The sequence below is a fragment of the Bradyrhizobium sp. CCBAU 51745 genome (genome assembly GCF_028128715.1).
GTDB lineage: Bacteria > Pseudomonadota > Alphaproteobacteria > Rhizobiales > Xanthobacteraceae > Bradyrhizobium > Bradyrhizobium manausense.
This window is the reverse complement of sequence record NZ_LBJP01000001.1, coordinates 19,487-35,088: the sequence shown is the minus strand read 5'-3', so window position 1 is coordinate 35,088 and position 15,602 is coordinate 19,487. Positions and strand designations below refer to the sequence as shown.

12 protein-coding genes are annotated in these 15,602 nt (G+C 58.1%); 10 read left to right on the top strand and 2 right to left on the bottom strand.

The genetic code is table 11. The annotated features are described in order from the left end of the window. Together XH98_RS00160 and XH98_RS00155 are read left to right on the top strand one after the other, a co-directional pair. On the top strand, nt 1-363 hold a 363-nt coding region (locus XH98_RS00160; protein WP_271617388.1), incomplete at its 5' end, for a hypothetical protein. Between the two features lie 107 nt (nt 364-470). After that, a complete protein-coding gene (locus XH98_RS00155; protein ID WP_271617387.1) occupies nt 471-1,520 on the top strand; it encodes a hypothetical protein in 1,050 nt (349 codons plus the stop codon). An 18-nt stretch (nt 1,521-1,538) separates the two neighbouring features. Here XH98_RS00155 and XH98_RS00150 read toward each other — a convergent pair whose 3' ends face one another. Next, nucleotides 1,539-2,720 (bottom strand): acyltransferase family protein, encoded by a 1,182-nt coding sequence (locus XH98_RS00150; RefSeq protein ID WP_271617386.1) that lies wholly within the window; start codon nt 2,718-2,720, stop codon nt 1,539-1,541. Between the two features lie 529 nt (nt 2,721-3,249). On the opposite strand from XH98_RS00150, the gene XH98_RS00145 reads away from it, so the two are divergent. The 3 genes from XH98_RS00145 to XH98_RS00135 all read left to right on the top strand — a co-directional run bounded on the left by XH98_RS00145 (nt 3,250) and on the right by XH98_RS00135 (nt 6,875). Beyond that, a complete protein-coding gene (locus XH98_RS00145) occupies nt 3,250-4,170 on the top strand; it encodes a TylF/MycF/NovP-related O-methyltransferase (RefSeq protein ID WP_271617385.1) in 921 nt (306 codons plus the stop codon). An 89-nt stretch (nt 4,171-4,259) separates the two neighbouring features. Next, nucleotides 4,260-5,693 carry an MBOAT family O-acyltransferase gene (locus tag XH98_RS00140; RefSeq protein WP_271617384.1) on the top strand — a complete coding sequence of 478 codons (1,434 nt, stop codon included), beginning with the start codon at nt 4,260-4,262 and terminating at the stop codon, nt 5,691-5,693. Nucleotides 5,694-5,708: 15 nt separating this feature from the next. Then, the gene (locus XH98_RS00135; protein WP_271617383.1) at nt 5,709-6,875 is read left to right on the top strand and encodes an alginate O-acetyltransferase AlgX-related protein; all 1,167 of its coding nucleotides are present in this window, start codon (nt 5,709-5,711) and stop codon (nt 6,873-6,875) included. A gap of 4 nt (nt 6,876-6,879) precedes the next feature. Here the strand turns inward: XH98_RS00135 and XH98_RS00130 are convergent, their stop codons facing one another. Then, complete coding sequence (locus XH98_RS00130; protein WP_271617382.1) at nt 6,880-7,878, bottom strand: glycosyltransferase family 2 protein; 999 nt, start codon at nt 7,876-7,878, stop codon at nt 6,880-6,882. A 396-nt stretch (nt 7,879-8,274) separates the two neighbouring features. Between XH98_RS00130 and XH98_RS00125 the strand changes: the two genes are divergently transcribed. From XH98_RS00125 to XH98_RS00105, 5 genes are all read left to right on the top strand, one after another. Further along, the gene (locus XH98_RS00125) at nt 8,275-10,125 is read left to right on the top strand and encodes a glycosyltransferase (protein ID WP_271617381.1); all 1,851 of its coding nucleotides are present in this window, start codon (nt 8,275-8,277) and stop codon (nt 10,123-10,125) included. A gap of 141 nt (nt 10,126-10,266) precedes the next feature. Beyond that, complete coding sequence (locus XH98_RS00120) at nt 10,267-11,775, top strand: glycosyltransferase family 2 protein (RefSeq protein ID WP_271617380.1); 1,509 nt, start codon at nt 10,267-10,269, stop codon at nt 11,773-11,775. A 55-nt stretch (nt 11,776-11,830) separates the two neighbouring features. Then, complete coding sequence (locus tag XH98_RS00115) at nt 11,831-14,230, top strand: hypothetical protein (protein WP_271617379.1); 2,400 nt, start codon at nt 11,831-11,833, stop codon at nt 14,228-14,230. Between the two features lie 187 nt (nt 14,231-14,417). Further along, nucleotides 14,418-15,017, top strand: coding sequence for a winged helix-turn-helix transcriptional regulator (locus tag XH98_RS00110; protein WP_271617378.1), 600 nt, complete (start codon nt 14,418-14,420; stop codon nt 15,015-15,017). Then, nucleotides 15,014-15,526 carry a transcriptional activator RfaH gene (locus XH98_RS00105; protein WP_271617377.1) on the top strand — a complete coding sequence of 171 codons (513 nt, stop codon included), beginning with the start codon at nt 15,014-15,016 and terminating at the stop codon, nt 15,524-15,526. The genes XH98_RS00110 and XH98_RS00105 overlap by 4 nt, the downstream gene beginning before the upstream one ends. The last annotated feature ends 76 nt before the right edge of the window (nt 15,527-15,602 follow it).

Genomic DNA, 15,602 nt, shown 5'->3' with positions numbered 1-15,602 from the left:
ACCGTGTCGGGCGCTAGTGCGGCCTTGGAATCGCTCGAGCCGAGTTTCCACCAGGATCTGAATCGCGATGGCGTGATTGGCGTCCCGACCCCGCAGCAGCCGGCGCCTCCCATGACCGCATCCCAGTCATCTCTGGGCAATGCCTCGAACCTCGAGCATTTCGTTTTCGGCCCTGCTCCGGCAACGACGACCGAGACGGCTACTGTAGAATTGTCGATCGGTTCGGGCAATGTGCCGGTAACTGACAATTTGCATTCATTGCAACCAACTCCAGAGGTTGAACATAGCCTCCTGGATCTCGGTGGACAGCAAGCTTTTTCGGTGCTGTTTGAGCACTTGAAAGATGCAGCTATCTTATCTTAGTTCGCGTCGTGGAGCTTTCCAGATCGAGCTAATTTATGTGCGATGTATGCATCTCGTCCCGCAAGCATTCTCTTAGGTCGGTCGGAATCCTCGCCGCGGTGCTCTCGATGCCTGTGGCGTTAAGCGCGACAACGATGCGCATGGAACATAATCCGAGCCCTATCGATGATACGACTCTGGTTCAACGGCTTATCGAGACCGAACAAGACGTCGTCATTCCGTGCGGACGAATAGTCAAGGTGACCGGGCTTACGACTCCTTCCATAGCCAGGCCCGTTTCCATCCACGGGGAATGCCCCACCGCGACGCTTCAGATCACTGAAAATGCGCCAGCTATTTCCTGTCGAGCATCTTCTGAGCTTTTCACGGTTCGAGATCTGACGATCGTGGGTACGAGCCCGGAATCGTCGGCACGCGATCCGTCGTCGAAGCGGTCGGATGCAGGGCAGGTGGGAATCCGAATTAGCAGTTGTTCAAAGGTTCGGATTGAGAATGTTCAGATCAACAACATAGCCGGCACGGGACTGGACCTGGAAAATGCTATGTTCGCGTTCAGCACGCCTCAGATGGGCATATTCTCAAATATCTCGGGTGCGAACAATTTTCGGCTGATCCATGCCCACAACTTCAGCGAATATTTGGGCTTCTCCAACGTGCAAGCCGACAATAACGTTATCGGTGTCGAGATCGAGAGCGGCAACGTTACGTTTTCCAATTCTCATTTTCGTTTCAATACGATCGGCATCAAGATTGACGGTCGCGCCAGCCAGAATCCTTGTCACGGATCATTCAATGGAGGTTCTGCGAATCACAACGTCCACAATCTGGTGGTGCAGTCCTGCGGCTTAGGTGAAGTCTTCAATGGGGTGGATTTCCTCGGCGATCAAGGTGGCGGGATCACGAAAGACTCCGTCGGCATTCAAATCTACAATAGTAGAGGCATCACGATCGCCAACGGTCAGATAGGCTCAAATATCGAGGTTGGGGCTGCCGATCCTGTTACGGGACTGTCTTCTTCAAACGGACCCAATGCCTTGTTCAACAACTACATTCGCAGTGACCTATCCAATTTCATTCCTCCGAGGTTGGAATCTGGAGCAATCTTGTTGAAGAAAGGCAATTACGACGCTTCCGGGCTTGTCCCGTGGAATGACTAGCGCTTCGTTCTTCCTGCCCTAAACTTTCGTCATCGACGCCGGCTTCGACAGACCGCGGTGGCGAAACTTATGCTCAACGAACACGAAACTGAGCACGATGACAGGCGCAATCAACGCTCCGGTCGCAAGGGTTTTCACCAACAGTGACAATAGTGTCTCGGCGTCGCCTGCAATCCTGAGTTGTGCGATGGCGATGTACGAGAGGGGCTTGTGAAGCAGATAGATCGAATAGCTCATCATTCCGGCGAGTTCGAGCCAGCGCAAGGGGCCGCGCGCTAGCCGCAATGCGCGGAGAGATGTCGGAACCGCGGCCTGACGGTCGGAAATGCTTTGAATCACGAGAAAGGCAAAAGCGGGAGCTGCGACGAGAGGCAGCACAGCCAGCGCAATGTTGAGATCGTAATTGGCGAGATATTGGGTCGCAACGATCAACGCAAAAACTGCAGACACCGGCCACCACCAGCTGACCGGGTAAGGTCGTATTTTCAAGAGCGCTATGGCGCAGCCCGCCAGCATGAATCCGCCGTTGTAGAAATGCTGCTGGTAGATCATGGGAAAGATTGCTGGTGACCCGTAGAGAACAACATGGACAGCTAATCCCGCAATCGCCATCGCCCAGCCTCCCACCAGCAACAGGATGGCTTTCGAAGACATTCCCGTAAGCAAAAGGAGCAAAGGCAATATCACGAAGTAATGGACCTCGAGTACGGCGCTCCAAACCGGGCTGTTAGCCGTGCTCACCGGATTTCCCGCCTCAAGGTAAGGCACCCAAGGAAGAGCCAGGGCAACCTTCGTCTCCTGCAACGGTGAGAAGGCCGGCAAGAGCGGGGACCAGATGTTACAGCTGTACAATATTCCCAGGAGCAAGGGCGCGAACCAAAGCATCGGCAACAAACGCCGACATCGGCGTTTGTAGAAATTCAAGATGCCTGATGATGTCAGCCTGGTCCTTCCGTCGACGAACTGCTTCGTGAGAAGAAACCCCGAAAGGATCAGGAAGAGCCACACCCAGGGGAAACCTAGCGGGACGAGCAGCGGACCATACCATGTTGCGGGTCCCTCCAGCCCCCCGCTGAGCAAGCCAGCCACGTGATTCAAGAAAACCATCAAGCAGGCGACGCCGCGCAGGATCTGGAAATGGTCGTAGGGATGATCCGTCATGGCCGATCTTGAGGAGCGAAAATTCGTCGGGTTGGTCATCCTGGCTCGCGTTCAAGACCCGGCGCCGCTGGCGTGCGCGACCTTGGTTTCCCATTGAGCTGAAAAGCTGTCCGGCCGGAAAGCTCCCTAAGCCAAGCATTGCGCGCCTTTGCGACGTTCATCAACCGGGCTGGTTTATTTTCGCGATTCTTCAGTTGGCGGAAATAGTTGTGTCGCCCGAGGGCAAGAGTGGTTGTGATTCCCGAGCGGCAGAGTTCGTGGTTTTCACGGCCCTAAGAGGCGACGGCGCCTGTCATGCAGACCACGCGAACCGGGGGAACAAAGGCTGGACGCCAAATGTGCCCGGCTTTCTATCACGGGGCCCCTGCTTCGGGAAGGCAACGACGTCCAGGACCCAGGAACCGTGGACCGCATCCTTCGAATCGAGAAGAGGTGCTCCGTTTTCCTTGTCACGACTTTGCCTGGCCGGTAAATGGCTATTGGGCGGCCAATACCCTCCTCGCGTCTGCGACATCATTTGCTTGCTTTTTTGCCGGCGCCGTGTTCGGAAGCCAGGGCGGGATACGCGTTGACCCCAATCGTCTCCAATTATCAACTAGATACGGTGAAACAATTGCTGAAGCGCTTCTTGCGTACAACCCTCCGCAACATGGGCTTGCGGGTGACGCGCATTCCAACGGAGGGAATAACCCGAGCGGCGGCTGACGGGCGCGATTGGGAAGACCGGTATTTCCAGGTCCTCGATCAACTCAAGATGTCGGAGGCAATGCGCGATATTCATCGTCAGGACGCTGCCGAGATCGAGCAACTCTATCGTCGATTTCTTTTCACCGACTTGCCGGTGAGGGAGGGGCGCTCCCGCGATCTCAGCGACCTGATAGGCACGACGGTCAGCGAAGCCATCTATGTGATCAAGTCTCTCCATGACGGCCTCAAGGTGGCTGGCGACATCTGCGAGTTTGGCGTCGCGCAGGGGGCCACCTCCAAACTCCTGGCCTCGGAGATCATGCCGTTTCAGGACCGCAAGCTCTGGCTGTTCGACAGTTTCGAGGGTTTGCCTGCCCCGACACAGGAGGATCGCCTGATCCATGACATTTTCAATCTTGGCACCATGGCCAACTACAAGGGCACCATGGCTTCTCCGGAGACCGAAGTCCTGGCCAAGCTTGCCTCCATCAATTTCCCGAGCGAACGAATCAAGGTGAAGAAGGGCTGGGTGAGGGACGCGATCAAAAGCGGGGATTTGCCGGCGCAAGTGGCTTTCGCCTATGTCGATTTCGACTTTTACGAACCCATCAAGGATGCGCTGGAGTTCCTGGACGCACGCATGCCCGTGGGCGGGCGCATCGTGGTCGATGATTACGGGTACTTTTCGGAAGGCGCGCAGCTCGCGGTCGATCAATTCGTGCAGGGCACGCAAGGTCGCTACAAGGCTGAGATGCCGCTGCCCTTTGCCGGACACTTCTGCATGCTCGACAAGGTCGGATGAGGCAGGCCGTTGCGATGTCGGATTTTCAACCGGCTCTTGATTCGCTGCAAATCGGCTGGAGTGGCCCCGGGCCCGCGGGTTGATCGGCAATGGTGTTCAGCAGCATCGTCTTCCTGTTCTACTTTCTGCCGCTTTTTATCGCGGTGTTCCTGCTGAGCGGGTTCAGCAAGAATGTGCTGCTGATCGCCAGTTTGGTGTTTTACGGTTGGGGCGAACCGGTTTTTCTGCCGCTCGTCCTTGCGATGATCGCGATCAACTTCCTGCTGGGGAAGGCGATCGAGCGTGGACTTGACAAAGGCGACGCGCTGTACTGGGTCTCGCTCGGCGTCGTGGTGAATCTCCTGCCGCTGGCGGTTTTCAAATACGGCACTTTCCTGCTCGGTATACTTGGCGGTCTGCTGGGGCCACTCGCGGCAAAGTTTGGCCTCTCGCCGTCCATATTCGTTCTTAAACCTTTGCCGCTGCCGCTCGGGATCTCGTTTTACACGTTCCACTCCCTCTCTTATCTGGTCGATGTCTACAGGAGGGATGTCCGCGCGGAGCGCAGCATCCGCGATCTCGCCGTCTACGTTTCGATGTTTCCCCAGCTCATCGCGGGGCCGATCATCCGATACAAGACGATCGCGGGCGAATTGCACAAGCCGCTCATAACGGTCGACCGCTTCGCGACCGGTATCAGCTATTTCGTGATCGGGCTGGCCCAGAAAGTCCTGATCGCCAACACGGTAGCTGCGAGTGCGGACGCCATCTTTGCGCTCCCCCCGGAGCAGCTGTCCGCACCGATCGCATGGCTCGGGATCATCTGCTATACGCTGCAGATCTATTTCGATTTCGGCGGCTATTCGAATATGGCCATTGGACTCGGCTTCATGATCGGGTTCAGTTACCCGCTGAATTTCAATTACCCCTATGTTTCTCGGTCGATGACCGAATTCTGGCATCGGTGGCACATCTCGCTCTCATCGTGGTTTCGCGACTATCTCTACATTCCTCTCGGCGGTAATCGCGTCTCGCCCTGGAGAACATACGTCAATCTTTGGACGGTCTTCTTGCTTTGCGGTCTGTGGCATGGTGCGTCATGGAATTTCGTACTCTGGGGTGCGGCACACGGTGGCTTTCTGGTGTTGGAGCGCTGCGGCTTCGGCCGCGTCATCTCCCGCGTCCATCCCTTCCTTGGCCATTTTTATGTGATGCTCGCCGTGATGGCGACCTGGGTCCTGTTCCGGGCTGAAACTCTCGAGTCTGCCGGACACTATTTCTCGGCATTGATCGGCTTGGGTGGTGAGATGGCCAACGTGCCGCCGATGCACCGCTTCCTTGGATTGGATGTGATTGCTGCGCTCGCTGCCGGCGCGATCGGATGCGGACCTTACGGGAACAAATTGCTGTCCTGGCTCGGTTCGGCGCTGCGCGTCGGAGAGCTGCAGGTCGGACGGCTCGGAGGTCTCGCCGTGCTGTTCGGCTTGGTTGTGCTCAGCCTTGCCGGGGGGGCCTACAATCCGTTTATCTATTTCCGGTTCTAGCGGGAGGGCCAGCTCATGTCGAAGCACGCCCTGCAGGCCGCTGTTCCCGCAAACAGGATGAGTCGCTTGAACGAGTGGCTTGTCATCGTTCTGTTTGGTGTTGTGCTGTTGACGCCCTTCATCGCGCAAGTGACGGGATTTGCTGCAGACGGTGCGAACGACAACCGCGTCCTCGCGCCGTTTCCGAAGGTGAACTCGTGGCGGGAGATCAAGCTCTTGCCCCGGTTGGCTGAGAACTATGTCAATGATCGTTTCGGCCTTCGTGGTCAGCTGGTGCATCTCAACAGCCTGATGCGTTACAGCCTGGGCCTGAGCGGGGCGCGCGATGTTGTGGTGGGCAGTGATGGCTGGCTGTTCTACACCGCAGACAAGATCCTGGAGCAGCATACAGGCCTCGACATCTTCTCGTCCGCCGAGCTGGAAGGCTGGGTCCACCAAATGGAGGCCGATCGGGATTGGCTGGCCAAGCGGGGCATCGGATTCTATATCGTCATCGCGCCCGACAAGAACACGATTTACCCTGAGAAGCTGGCGGACTATCCGCGTGCCGCGGTTACGCGGATCGACCAGCTTGCGGCCAGGCTCAAGCATTCGGACCTGGAATTCATCGACCCTCGCGAAGGGCTGTTTAGAGCCAAGGCTGCCGGCGAGATGGTCTACACGCCAGGCGACTCGCATTGGAACGAGCGCGGGGCCTTCGTTGCTTACGATATGCTGATGGAGCGGGTACGTCAGAGATATCCGAGCATCACCCCCTATTCCCTGGACGACTATACCATTTCATATGGTGCGCCGGCGGCAAGCGATCTGGCCTACATCTTAACGCTAGACAAGAAGCTTGTTTACAGCGTCGAGCGAATGGCCCCCAAGTGGAAGTCGCACCAGATCGAACAGCAGGCCGTAACGTACCGACCGGGGTGGGGCTGGCGCATCACCGAGAACAAGAACGATTTGAAGGATCGACCGAGGCTGCTGGTGTTCGGCGACTCCTTCACGGATTACGTGCTGGGTCCGTACATGCTTTACGAGACCTTCCGTGATCCCGTCTTCACGCACAACAATGGCGGCACTTTCAATTTCAATCTTGTCGACGAGGTCAAGCCGGACATCGTTGTCGTGGAGTTCGCGGAACGATACCTGCACCTCGTGCCAATGAAGCCGGTCGGTTTCGATCCGCCGTGAGCAGCTAGGTCGGCTTCGGTGATGGCACCTGGATCGCCGGATAGGAGAGATAGCGCATGCGCTTGTTTTCTCGCCGTCCGCGCGTCACCGTTTCAAGGATGACGCCGCTCATGAGCGTAAGCAAGCCGGTAATTGCAAGGCCGGTGACCAGGACAGCGGTCGGGAGGCGAGGAACAAGACCGGTCTCCAGGTAGGTGACAATCAACGGGATGGCCAGCCCCACCATCAGTAGAAACATCACGATGCTAATGGATGCGAAGAATCGGAAAGGCCTCTCGGCCTTCAACAAAAGCAGGATCACCCAAAGGATTCGAAATCCATCGTGCATCGTGCGCAACTTGCTGACCGATCCCTCGGGGCGCTCCTTGTAGGGAGCCGTGATCTCGGCGATACGCACCCCGAGCTCCAGCGCGTGAACGGTAAGCTCCGTTTCAATCTCGAAGCCTTCCGAGAGCGCCGGAAAGGATTTCACGAAGCGGCGCGACATTGCGCGATATCCCGACAGGATGTCCTTGCATTGATGGCCAAAGCTTTGCGAGAGCGCAGTCGTCAACAGCGTATTGCCGAAGCGGTGTCCGGAGCGGTAGGCCTGCTTGCCGGTTGCGACCCGGACGGCGTTGACCATATCGGCCTGCTCATGCAGGATCGGCTCGATCAGGCGCCTTGCGCTTGCGGCATCGTAGGTGTCGTCGCCATCGACGAGGATATAGACGTCAGCCTCGATGTCCGCGAACATGCGACGAACAACGTTGCCCTTGCCCTGGTTGGTCTCTTTGCGACAGATGGCGCCCGCTTTGAGCGCCACATCAATTGTGCGGTCCGTGGAGTTGTTGTCGTAAACGTAGATCTCTGCCTCCGGAAGCGCGGCGCGAAAATCGTTCACGACGTTTCCGATCGTCAGCTCTTCGTTGAAACAGGGAACCAGGACGGCGATCCGAGGTGCGGGCGTTGTCGCAGGGGCCGAGGATCCCACCTCTTGTTTGCCAGCCAGGACCTGATCCATATTCGTGCTCCGATACTTCTTGGTTGCCTGCCGAATGCGGATGCTCGAGATCGCTTAACCCGTCCAGCTCGTGGCAAAACAGTTTCGACTATTTCCCGGTCGAGGTCTCCGGAGGCCCAGCGCAAGTGACGTAGCTCGTCGCGTCAGGAAACCGAAATAACCTCGGAAAATCAATCGTGACTTGACATCTGGTCGGTGTTTTAGGGCAGGTCAAGGCAATTTCCGGCTTGTCCCCCACCCATAAGCGGGTTAAGCACGGAGCGAAATTCGGATTCATGCCGGCCAAGTGAGCTTGCGGGCCTTTCAGGGACATGAGGCTTCGCTTTTGCTGTTTCCCCGAGATCCGGTACGCCGAACTCGATCCAAGGGGCGTTAGACGAGTGATGATTTCTTCTGATGATTGAAAGACGAGCTCCGACGTGGTTCATCGGCAGCTTGCAGCGAGTTGCCGTCTTGCTGGCAACCTCGTTTGAACGCTCGTTTCAATGGTTTTCCGCCTCTCGGCACCCCGCCATTGCTGTTGCTCGCGAGACAATCCGCTCGCGTCCTGTTCTGCGTGCTGGCGCGCGAGCGCTGGTCCGGGGTGTCCGCATCTTGCCGCGACTCCAAGAGCAATATCAAGGACGGCGGTCAACTGCAGTCCGGCTGCTGGATGCAATTCTGGTCGCCCGCGATATCGGTGGCAGCGTCACGACTGAGGAACTCGAGCAGATCTTTCATCGCAGCCGCGGTCGACGCGACGTCCTGGTGGTCGCCGACGGCCCGGAGCGCGAACAGATCGAGGTTGTTCTTGCTGCAGCCGCAGCGAAGGTGACATCCACTGCGCCCGGGTCGGCCCACCTTGGCCGTCACGATCAGTTTAATCTGATTGTCCTTGGGCCACGGGGCGAACTGGGGACGGCTTCGGCAAGGCAGGTGCTTCGCGTCGGTCGTATCGGCAGGAGATCCGATTATTCTTCGTTCGCCAACGGCGCTGGAGCTGAACTGCCGGCGGCGAACCGACAAGCGCGGCCACTTCGCGACAGGCTGAGGAGTGGCGGACCGGTCCGGGTCGTCTTCCTGAACGATGCCGGGTTTCAATACGGCGCCGGAATTGCATTGAAGCGACAAGTCGCTTCAATGCTTTTGAAAGGCTTCGAAGTCGCTGTCTTCGCTTGGACGCCTGGCCAGTTGCTTAACGCGCCGATCGTCACCGGCGTGAAGCAGTTCCCGGGGTGGCTCGGAGTTCAGGATCTGCACGAAATCTATGGCGACGAGCCCGGTGAAGAGATCGCAGGAGATCTTGCGACCAGAATTGCCGCGCTCAAGCCCGACGTGGTGATCACCGGGAACGTGCATGGTGCCCCATGGCCGCTCGCGCTGCTTTCGGCGATTCGGTCGCAAGGCATCCTCGTCATGGCATTCATGCACGATGTGTATTTTGTCACCGGTCGCTGTGCCTATCCAATGTCCTGCCAGCTATACCAGACCGGCTGCAATGCGAGTTGTCCGACGCCGAACGAGTATCCGAAACTGGCGCCCGAACGAATTGCTCCAGCTTGGCAAGAGCGTGGCAAGGTTTTCGCCGGGCCGAACGCCGTTCCCCTTGTCGGCAACAGTCAATGGACTGCCAACATTGTCGTCCAGCGATTTGGAAATCAGGCGGCGGCGCGCTTCGTCCATCTTGCGCTTGATCACGAACTTTTTTCGCCCATTCCGCGAAGTGTCGCGCGAAGACTCCTCGGCATTCCGGAGCGGGCGGCGATTGTGCTGCTGGGCGCTGTCGATGTGAAGAACCAGTGGAAGGGGGGGCCGCTGTTTCATGATCTGCATCAGGCTCTGCTCAAGCGCAAGGATGTGGGAGTTGTGCTGTTCGGCTACATGTCGGAAGCGCTGTCCTCCCTCCGCTCATTTGGTCTGGTGACCGACGAGCGCAAGATGGCGTTGATTTTGAATTGCGCCGACGTTTACGTCAGTGCGGCGACCGCTGAAGCATTTGGACAATCCCTCTTGGAAGCATCCGCCTGCGGCGTACCCGTCGTGGCCTTCGATGTTGGAGCGGTCAGCGAGGTCTTGGTCAACGAGGAGACCGCGATCTTGGTGAAAGAGCTGAATGTCGAAGCCCTGCTACGCGCAGTCGATCGCTTGCTGGCCGACCCGGCGTTGCGGGAGCGTCTCGGCCGCGCAGCCAGAACGCGGGTGGAGCAACGCTTTACGCTCACGCGCCAGGCCGATGCGTGGGTCGATTTGCTGGCGAAGGCGGATTAGCTGACGTTCCCGTTGCATGCTGCCTTAGCACCAAAACTTGCCGCTTGAGCGGCCTGTCAAGTTGACAGATGGGCGCGGATCGGGTCCGTGTCCATGAATGTAGCGGCGGGGAATTGGCCACAGTAAGTGCGAGGTAGGCCCTTGGCGATTGAGAATATCCATTCGGAGGACGAAATGGATGGCGGAGCTGAGCTGGAATCTTTGCGCAACCAGGTCGTTGCGCAGGCGAGGGAGCTTGCGACTCTCCGGTGGGAAATGTCCGTGTTGGCACGGAAGCATCCCATCAGTGGCCAGGCGACGCGGGTCAAGTCATCTCTACTAAGGCGGTTCCCAAAGCAGGCTGCGCGCATGTTGCAGTTGCGTCGTGTATTGCCGCGGCTTGCGAAGGTGAAGCCGCAGCCTGTCCAGGCGCGGCGCGGGGCGGGAGTGATCGGTTTCGGCGGTCTCTCCCTCGCTGGGCCCGTTCTCTCCATCGGAGATACTTCTGTCGCTCGCCGGCTGAAGGGGGAAATTGCCGGAGCCGAACTCGTTACGGTCACGGGAGGCGCTGGGGTTGGAAGATCGCTTCCCGTTGCCCCTGCGAACGAGCCGACACTTCGCCCGCCGGAGGAGGGTAGCTTCGTCAAGGCATTGATCGACGATCCGAACATGCTGAGGCAATTCGGTACGATTGTGGTCGATGCCGCCGATGATCTGAGCCTTGGCGTGTTGCGGGGGCGCCTCAGCTCGGGCCAGACGCTGGTTCTCGATGTCATGACGCCGGCATCGCCCGCTTCACCGCTCGCCTCCGAGCTTGGCGACCCGCAAGCGCGCGAATCCTCATTGCGTTCTTACTCGAATTTCCCGGCGGCCTGGCTCGACCCGATCGATCGAAGCGGTCGCCCCATCGCGTCCATTGTCAGCCAACTGGATTGGCCCAAGATCTCGGTCGTCATGGTGAGCTTCAATCAGGCCGCGTTTCTCGAGGAAGGACTCAAATCCGTTCTGGACCAAGGCTATCCGAACTTGGAATTTATCGTCGTAGACGGCAATTCGACGGACGGAAGCCGCGACATTCTCGAGAGGTATCGTGACCGGCTGACTCATCTCGTGATCGAGCCCGACAAAGGTCAATCAGATGGCCTGAACAAGGGATTTGCGCGAGCGACGGGCGATATTCTCACGTGGGTCAATAGCGATGACCTGCTGGAGCCCGGCGCTTTGTTCCGAGTCGCACAGGCATTTACTTTTTCCGGCGTCGACATCGTGGCAGGGGGATGTCGCCAGATCGGCCTGTCACGGAATACGATCATCGTGGATCATCACAATCGATTGCCGTTCGGGATTCAGGTGCCGCTGCCCCTCGGGCTGCTTCTTGAAATGGACCGGTTCTGGTTGACGGGAAGCTTTTTCTATCAGCCAGAGGTTTTCTTCAGCCGTGACATCTGGAAGCGCAGCGGCGGCAAGCTGCGAACCGATCTCTATTACGTGCTGGACTATGATCTTTGGGTTCGGATGGCGGCGGCAGGCGCCAATGTCATCCATATTCCCGACTTTCTGGCGTGCAGCCGGACACATGAGCAGCAAAAGACCACCGTCGGCATGCCCAACATGCCGGAAATCAAGCGTCTGCTGCAGGAGTATTCCAATCGCCTACGCGATCCACCGTAGACGAAAGCGACCCGTGCCAGATTTCCCCGACCCTGAGTCCTGAGGCGGTCACCTCATGCATTTCCTCGCCTTGATCTATTTCGTCGTGCTGTCGTTGATTCTGGCGGCGGGTGTTCGACCTCAGAAGTTGGGTGGCTTGCGGACAAGCCTGGCAATTTTTGTGTTGATCTGGTCGGTCTTCATCCTGACCGCGTTGGCATTGTCCCTGTTTTCGGCGATGGACAGCGCCGGACTTTACGTCGCCGTCTCACTGCTGATCGCGGCGGCGACGAGTCTCTGGCTGCGCTCGCTTCGATCAACAGGCCAATTGTCGTTTCCCGAATTCGCGTCGCCTTTCGATCCTCTCACTACCAAAATCGTCGCGTGGTTCCTGGCCATAAGTTCAGGGATCGTATTGATTTCGGTGCTGGTGCTCGCGTGGGAGCTTCTGCCTGCCAATCCAGACAGCATCGTCTACCGGTTTTCGCGTGTTTATTGGTACATAAGCCATGGTTCGATGGCGCACTTTTCGAACCAGGGAGAACCGCGACCTCAATTCTACCCCTTCAATGGGGCGATCGCCTACTTCCCGCTGGTCTATTTTCAGTTCGGTCCGCGCGCTTTTTCGTCAGTGTCGCTCGTATGTTGGTTGGTGATCGCAGCAACGACATACGTTTTTTCGCGCGACCTTGGCGGACCACGGATCGTCGCGGCAGCCAACGCCTGGGTGATCTGGCTGACGCCGAACATCCTCGTACAGTCGCTGTCCACCAATGACGACATGATCGCCGCCACGCCCCTGCTGGTGGGACTCTATTTTCTGTACCGCTGGTTCCAGGGGCGTCAGGCTTTCGATGCGCTGGTAGGGGTTGCCGGTGTCGCTATCAGCGCAGGCACAAAGCTTCATATCACTTTCTATTTTCCGCTGGTCCTGGCAATCGCGCTGGCCTTTCTCGTCCACTATCGTGCGACGTGGAAGGAAGTCAGGACGTGGCTGACGATCCGCGGGCTGAGTTTTGTTGTTCTCCTCTGCGCGATCGTTCTGGTCTTTTCGGCCAGCTTCATCGTTTACAATGTGGCTGCTTCAGGACAGCTATTTGCGTGGGACTATGCAGCCCAGATTCAAAACCGGCCCTTCCACTTGCCGGTGGCCCTGCAGAGCATCGTGCTGTTCGCTTCGCAGATGGTGATTACGCCGATTGCAGACTTGCATTTCCCTCAGTGGCGAGCGTCCCACTATGAGCGCTTCAATGATCTGTTCGCGCCACTCTTCACCTGGGTCAACAATGGACCGGATTTCACGTCTGCATTCTATCGCTTCAACGGGATCAATCCCAGCGGTGCGATCATGTTCAATGAGCAGACCCTGTTCCTCGGATTTACCTGGGTATTGATTATTGTCTCGGCGCTGTGGCTGACACGCAAATGGAAAGACCCACGTGCCTCATGGGCGCGCTTCCATATCGCCTCGTTCCCCGTCTGGTTCGTGACCTACGCAGCGAGTTCGCGTTACATCGAGGGTGTCTCGGTATACTTGGCTTATGCGATGGTCGTGGTCGGGCCTGCGTTGGTGTACGCCTTCGCACCTATTCAACGGGCAAGCATCGCTCGGATCAGGCTCATCTTGCTTGCCGCAATCGCGGTGACCCAGATATTCTTTGCAGCGAGCATTCTGCTTACGAATCCGGTCAAGAACCTGCTGTTGCTGGCGCGCACGCCGGAACGCCCCATCTCGAAGGGCTTCCTCGTTGATCCGTCCGTGACTGATGAAATCGGTCGCGCACGAGATGGTCTCTACCAATATGTGATCGGCTGGGGCCAGCCATATTGGGCCTTCATGGCCTATCATCCGGAGATCAAGCAGTTTCTGGCGTCTCAACCTACGCCCCTCACGGCGCCCCCCGGCGAAGCGGATGATGCGGTCTCTGTTGCGTTGCGCTACAGCCGCTATGCTCTGATGCCTCGGGCTGACTCGAAAGCATTGCACCTTTATTCGTTTCCGCAAATTCCGGCCTATGGTCGCGCAATCGCCCTGCGTATCCCCGACAAGGCTTCGCCGGGACTGACATTGATGGGGCAGATGCTCTTTGCACTCGGACCCGAGTGGGTCTTCGGAGCCGGTAACGGAGTCGAAGGTCGCTTCGCCGGGCGCGACAAGTACATTGTCATGCAGTTTGTCGAACCGTCGGATTTTGGCCGGAACGCCGAGCAGGTTGTGCGCATCTCTCCGGTGATCTACGGGCTGGGCGTCAAGGACGATCTGAAGTTCCGATTCGAGATCAAAAATGACGGGCAGGTCGTCTCGCAGTCGGATTGGCAGGCCGTACCGTCCGTCGATCTCGCGACGACTGGCATCAAGCCGGGGTCTGTCCTCTTGACGATGTACGTCCGCAATGACAATGCGGCTGGCGCGATTCACGCGACCAGCGTGATCCTTCAGAGCACCAAGCCAACGGTGCTCCCGACAGTGGACTGACAATTCGAGCGCGACTTTGGGTCTGCCGGCTTGCGAGCATCTATTCTAACGCATTGACCTATCGAATGTTTTCAGTGTTCGCGAGATGAACGAAAGCGCTTGACGTTCATGATGTGAACAAGCTAGTGTGCGGCCGCGAACGGGAGGCTGCAGCATCAAATCGACAGAGACGGAGAAGACTCGAATAATGCTCGGGTTGCTCGAGTCCGTGCAGCGCGGCGAGGCCCACTCGCAGCGGCATCTGGCGTCGGAGCTGGGCATCGCCCTGGGCCTCGTGAACGCCTACCTCAAGCGCTGCATCAACAAGGGTCTCGTCAAGGTGTCAGTCGCGCCGGCCAAGCGGTATGCATACTACCTCACGCCAGGTGGGTTCGCCGAGAAGTCGCGACTGACAATTCAATATCTCTCCTATTCCTTCTCCTTCTTTCGACAGGCGAAGAAAGACTTCGTCACCCTGTTTGCGGCCGCGCGCGCAGCCGGGATCCAGCGCATTGCAATTCTTGGAATGTCCGATCTTGCGGAAATCGGTGCCATCTGCGCCTTGGATTGCGGTATGACGGCCGTTGCCGTCGTAGACGCTCGTTCCGAGCTGCGTTCCTTCCTTGGCATGCCGGTGCGAGGCAGCTTCGATGAAATGTCAGACAGTGTCGATGCAGTTCTCGTGACTGACATGACGGACACGCTTGCGGCGATCGACATGGCGGTGGCGCGGTTTGGTCCCGAGCGTGTTCTGGTGCCGGCGCTGCTTGATCTTCGCGACCCCGATGCGAAGCGGGGCGTGGCATGAGGACGAGTTCTTATCGCTGGCATGTCGTGCAGACGCAGGTTCATGCCGAGGGCAAGGCGGCGGCAAACCTCAAGCAGCAAGGTTACGAAGTCTATATGCCACGCTATCTCAGGCAACGCCGTCACGCCCGTCGCGTTGAGGTGGTGCCGGCCCCGCTGTTTCCTCGCTACCTGTTCGTCGGGTTTGACGCCGCAAGCGCGCGATGGCGATCGATCCAGTCCACCTATGGTGTATCGCACCTCGTCTGCCACAATCAGGAACCCGCGGTCCTGCCGGACAGTGTCATAGACGAGCTTCGTGCGCGGGAGGACGATAAGGGGATCGTTCGTTTCCACCAGGCGCCGCAATACGCTCGCGGCGACAAGATTCGCGTCATTGGGGGCGCCTTAGGCGAAAGCCTGGGTTTGTTTGAAGGAATGGCGGACCGCGATCGCGTCGCGGTTTTGCTCGACCTTCTGGGCCGCAAGGTCCGCGTCATCCTCGACCGGGAACTCGTCGCCGCCCATTGAGCAGCGATGTTCCGGCGAGACCAGCCATAGCCTGTTTGGGAGAGTCAGACTCACCCGAACTGCGGTAGCCTGCCGG

Coding starts and splice junctions, on each gene's coding strand:
- XH98_RS00130 (WP_271617382.1), bottom strand. CDS start 7,878: ATGGATCAGGTCCTGGCTGGCAAACAAGAGGTGGGATCCTCGGCCCCT.
- XH98_RS00140 (WP_271617384.1), top strand. CDS start 4,260: ATGGTGTTCAGCAGCATCGTCTTCCTGTTCTACTTTCTGCCGCTTTTT.
- XH98_RS00155 (WP_271617387.1), top strand. CDS start 471: ATGCCTGTGGCGTTAAGCGCGACAACGATGCGCATGGAACATAATCCG.
- XH98_RS00110 (WP_271617378.1), top strand. CDS start 14,418: ATGCTCGGGTTGCTCGAGTCCGTGCAGCGCGGCGAGGCCCACTCGCAG.
- XH98_RS00115 (WP_271617379.1), top strand. CDS start 11,831: ATGCATTTCCTCGCCTTGATCTATTTCGTCGTGCTGTCGTTGATTCTG.
- XH98_RS00125 (WP_271617381.1), top strand. CDS start 8,275: ATGATTGAAAGACGAGCTCCGACGTGGTTCATCGGCAGCTTGCAGCGA.
- XH98_RS00105 (WP_271617377.1), top strand. CDS start 15,014: ATGAGGACGAGTTCTTATCGCTGGCATGTCGTGCAGACGCAGGTTCAT.
- XH98_RS00150 (WP_271617386.1), bottom strand. CDS start 2,720: ATGACCAACCCGACGAATTTTCGCTCCTCAAGATCGGCCATGACGGAT.
- XH98_RS00135 (WP_271617383.1), top strand. CDS start 5,709: ATGTCGAAGCACGCCCTGCAGGCCGCTGTTCCCGCAAACAGGATGAGT.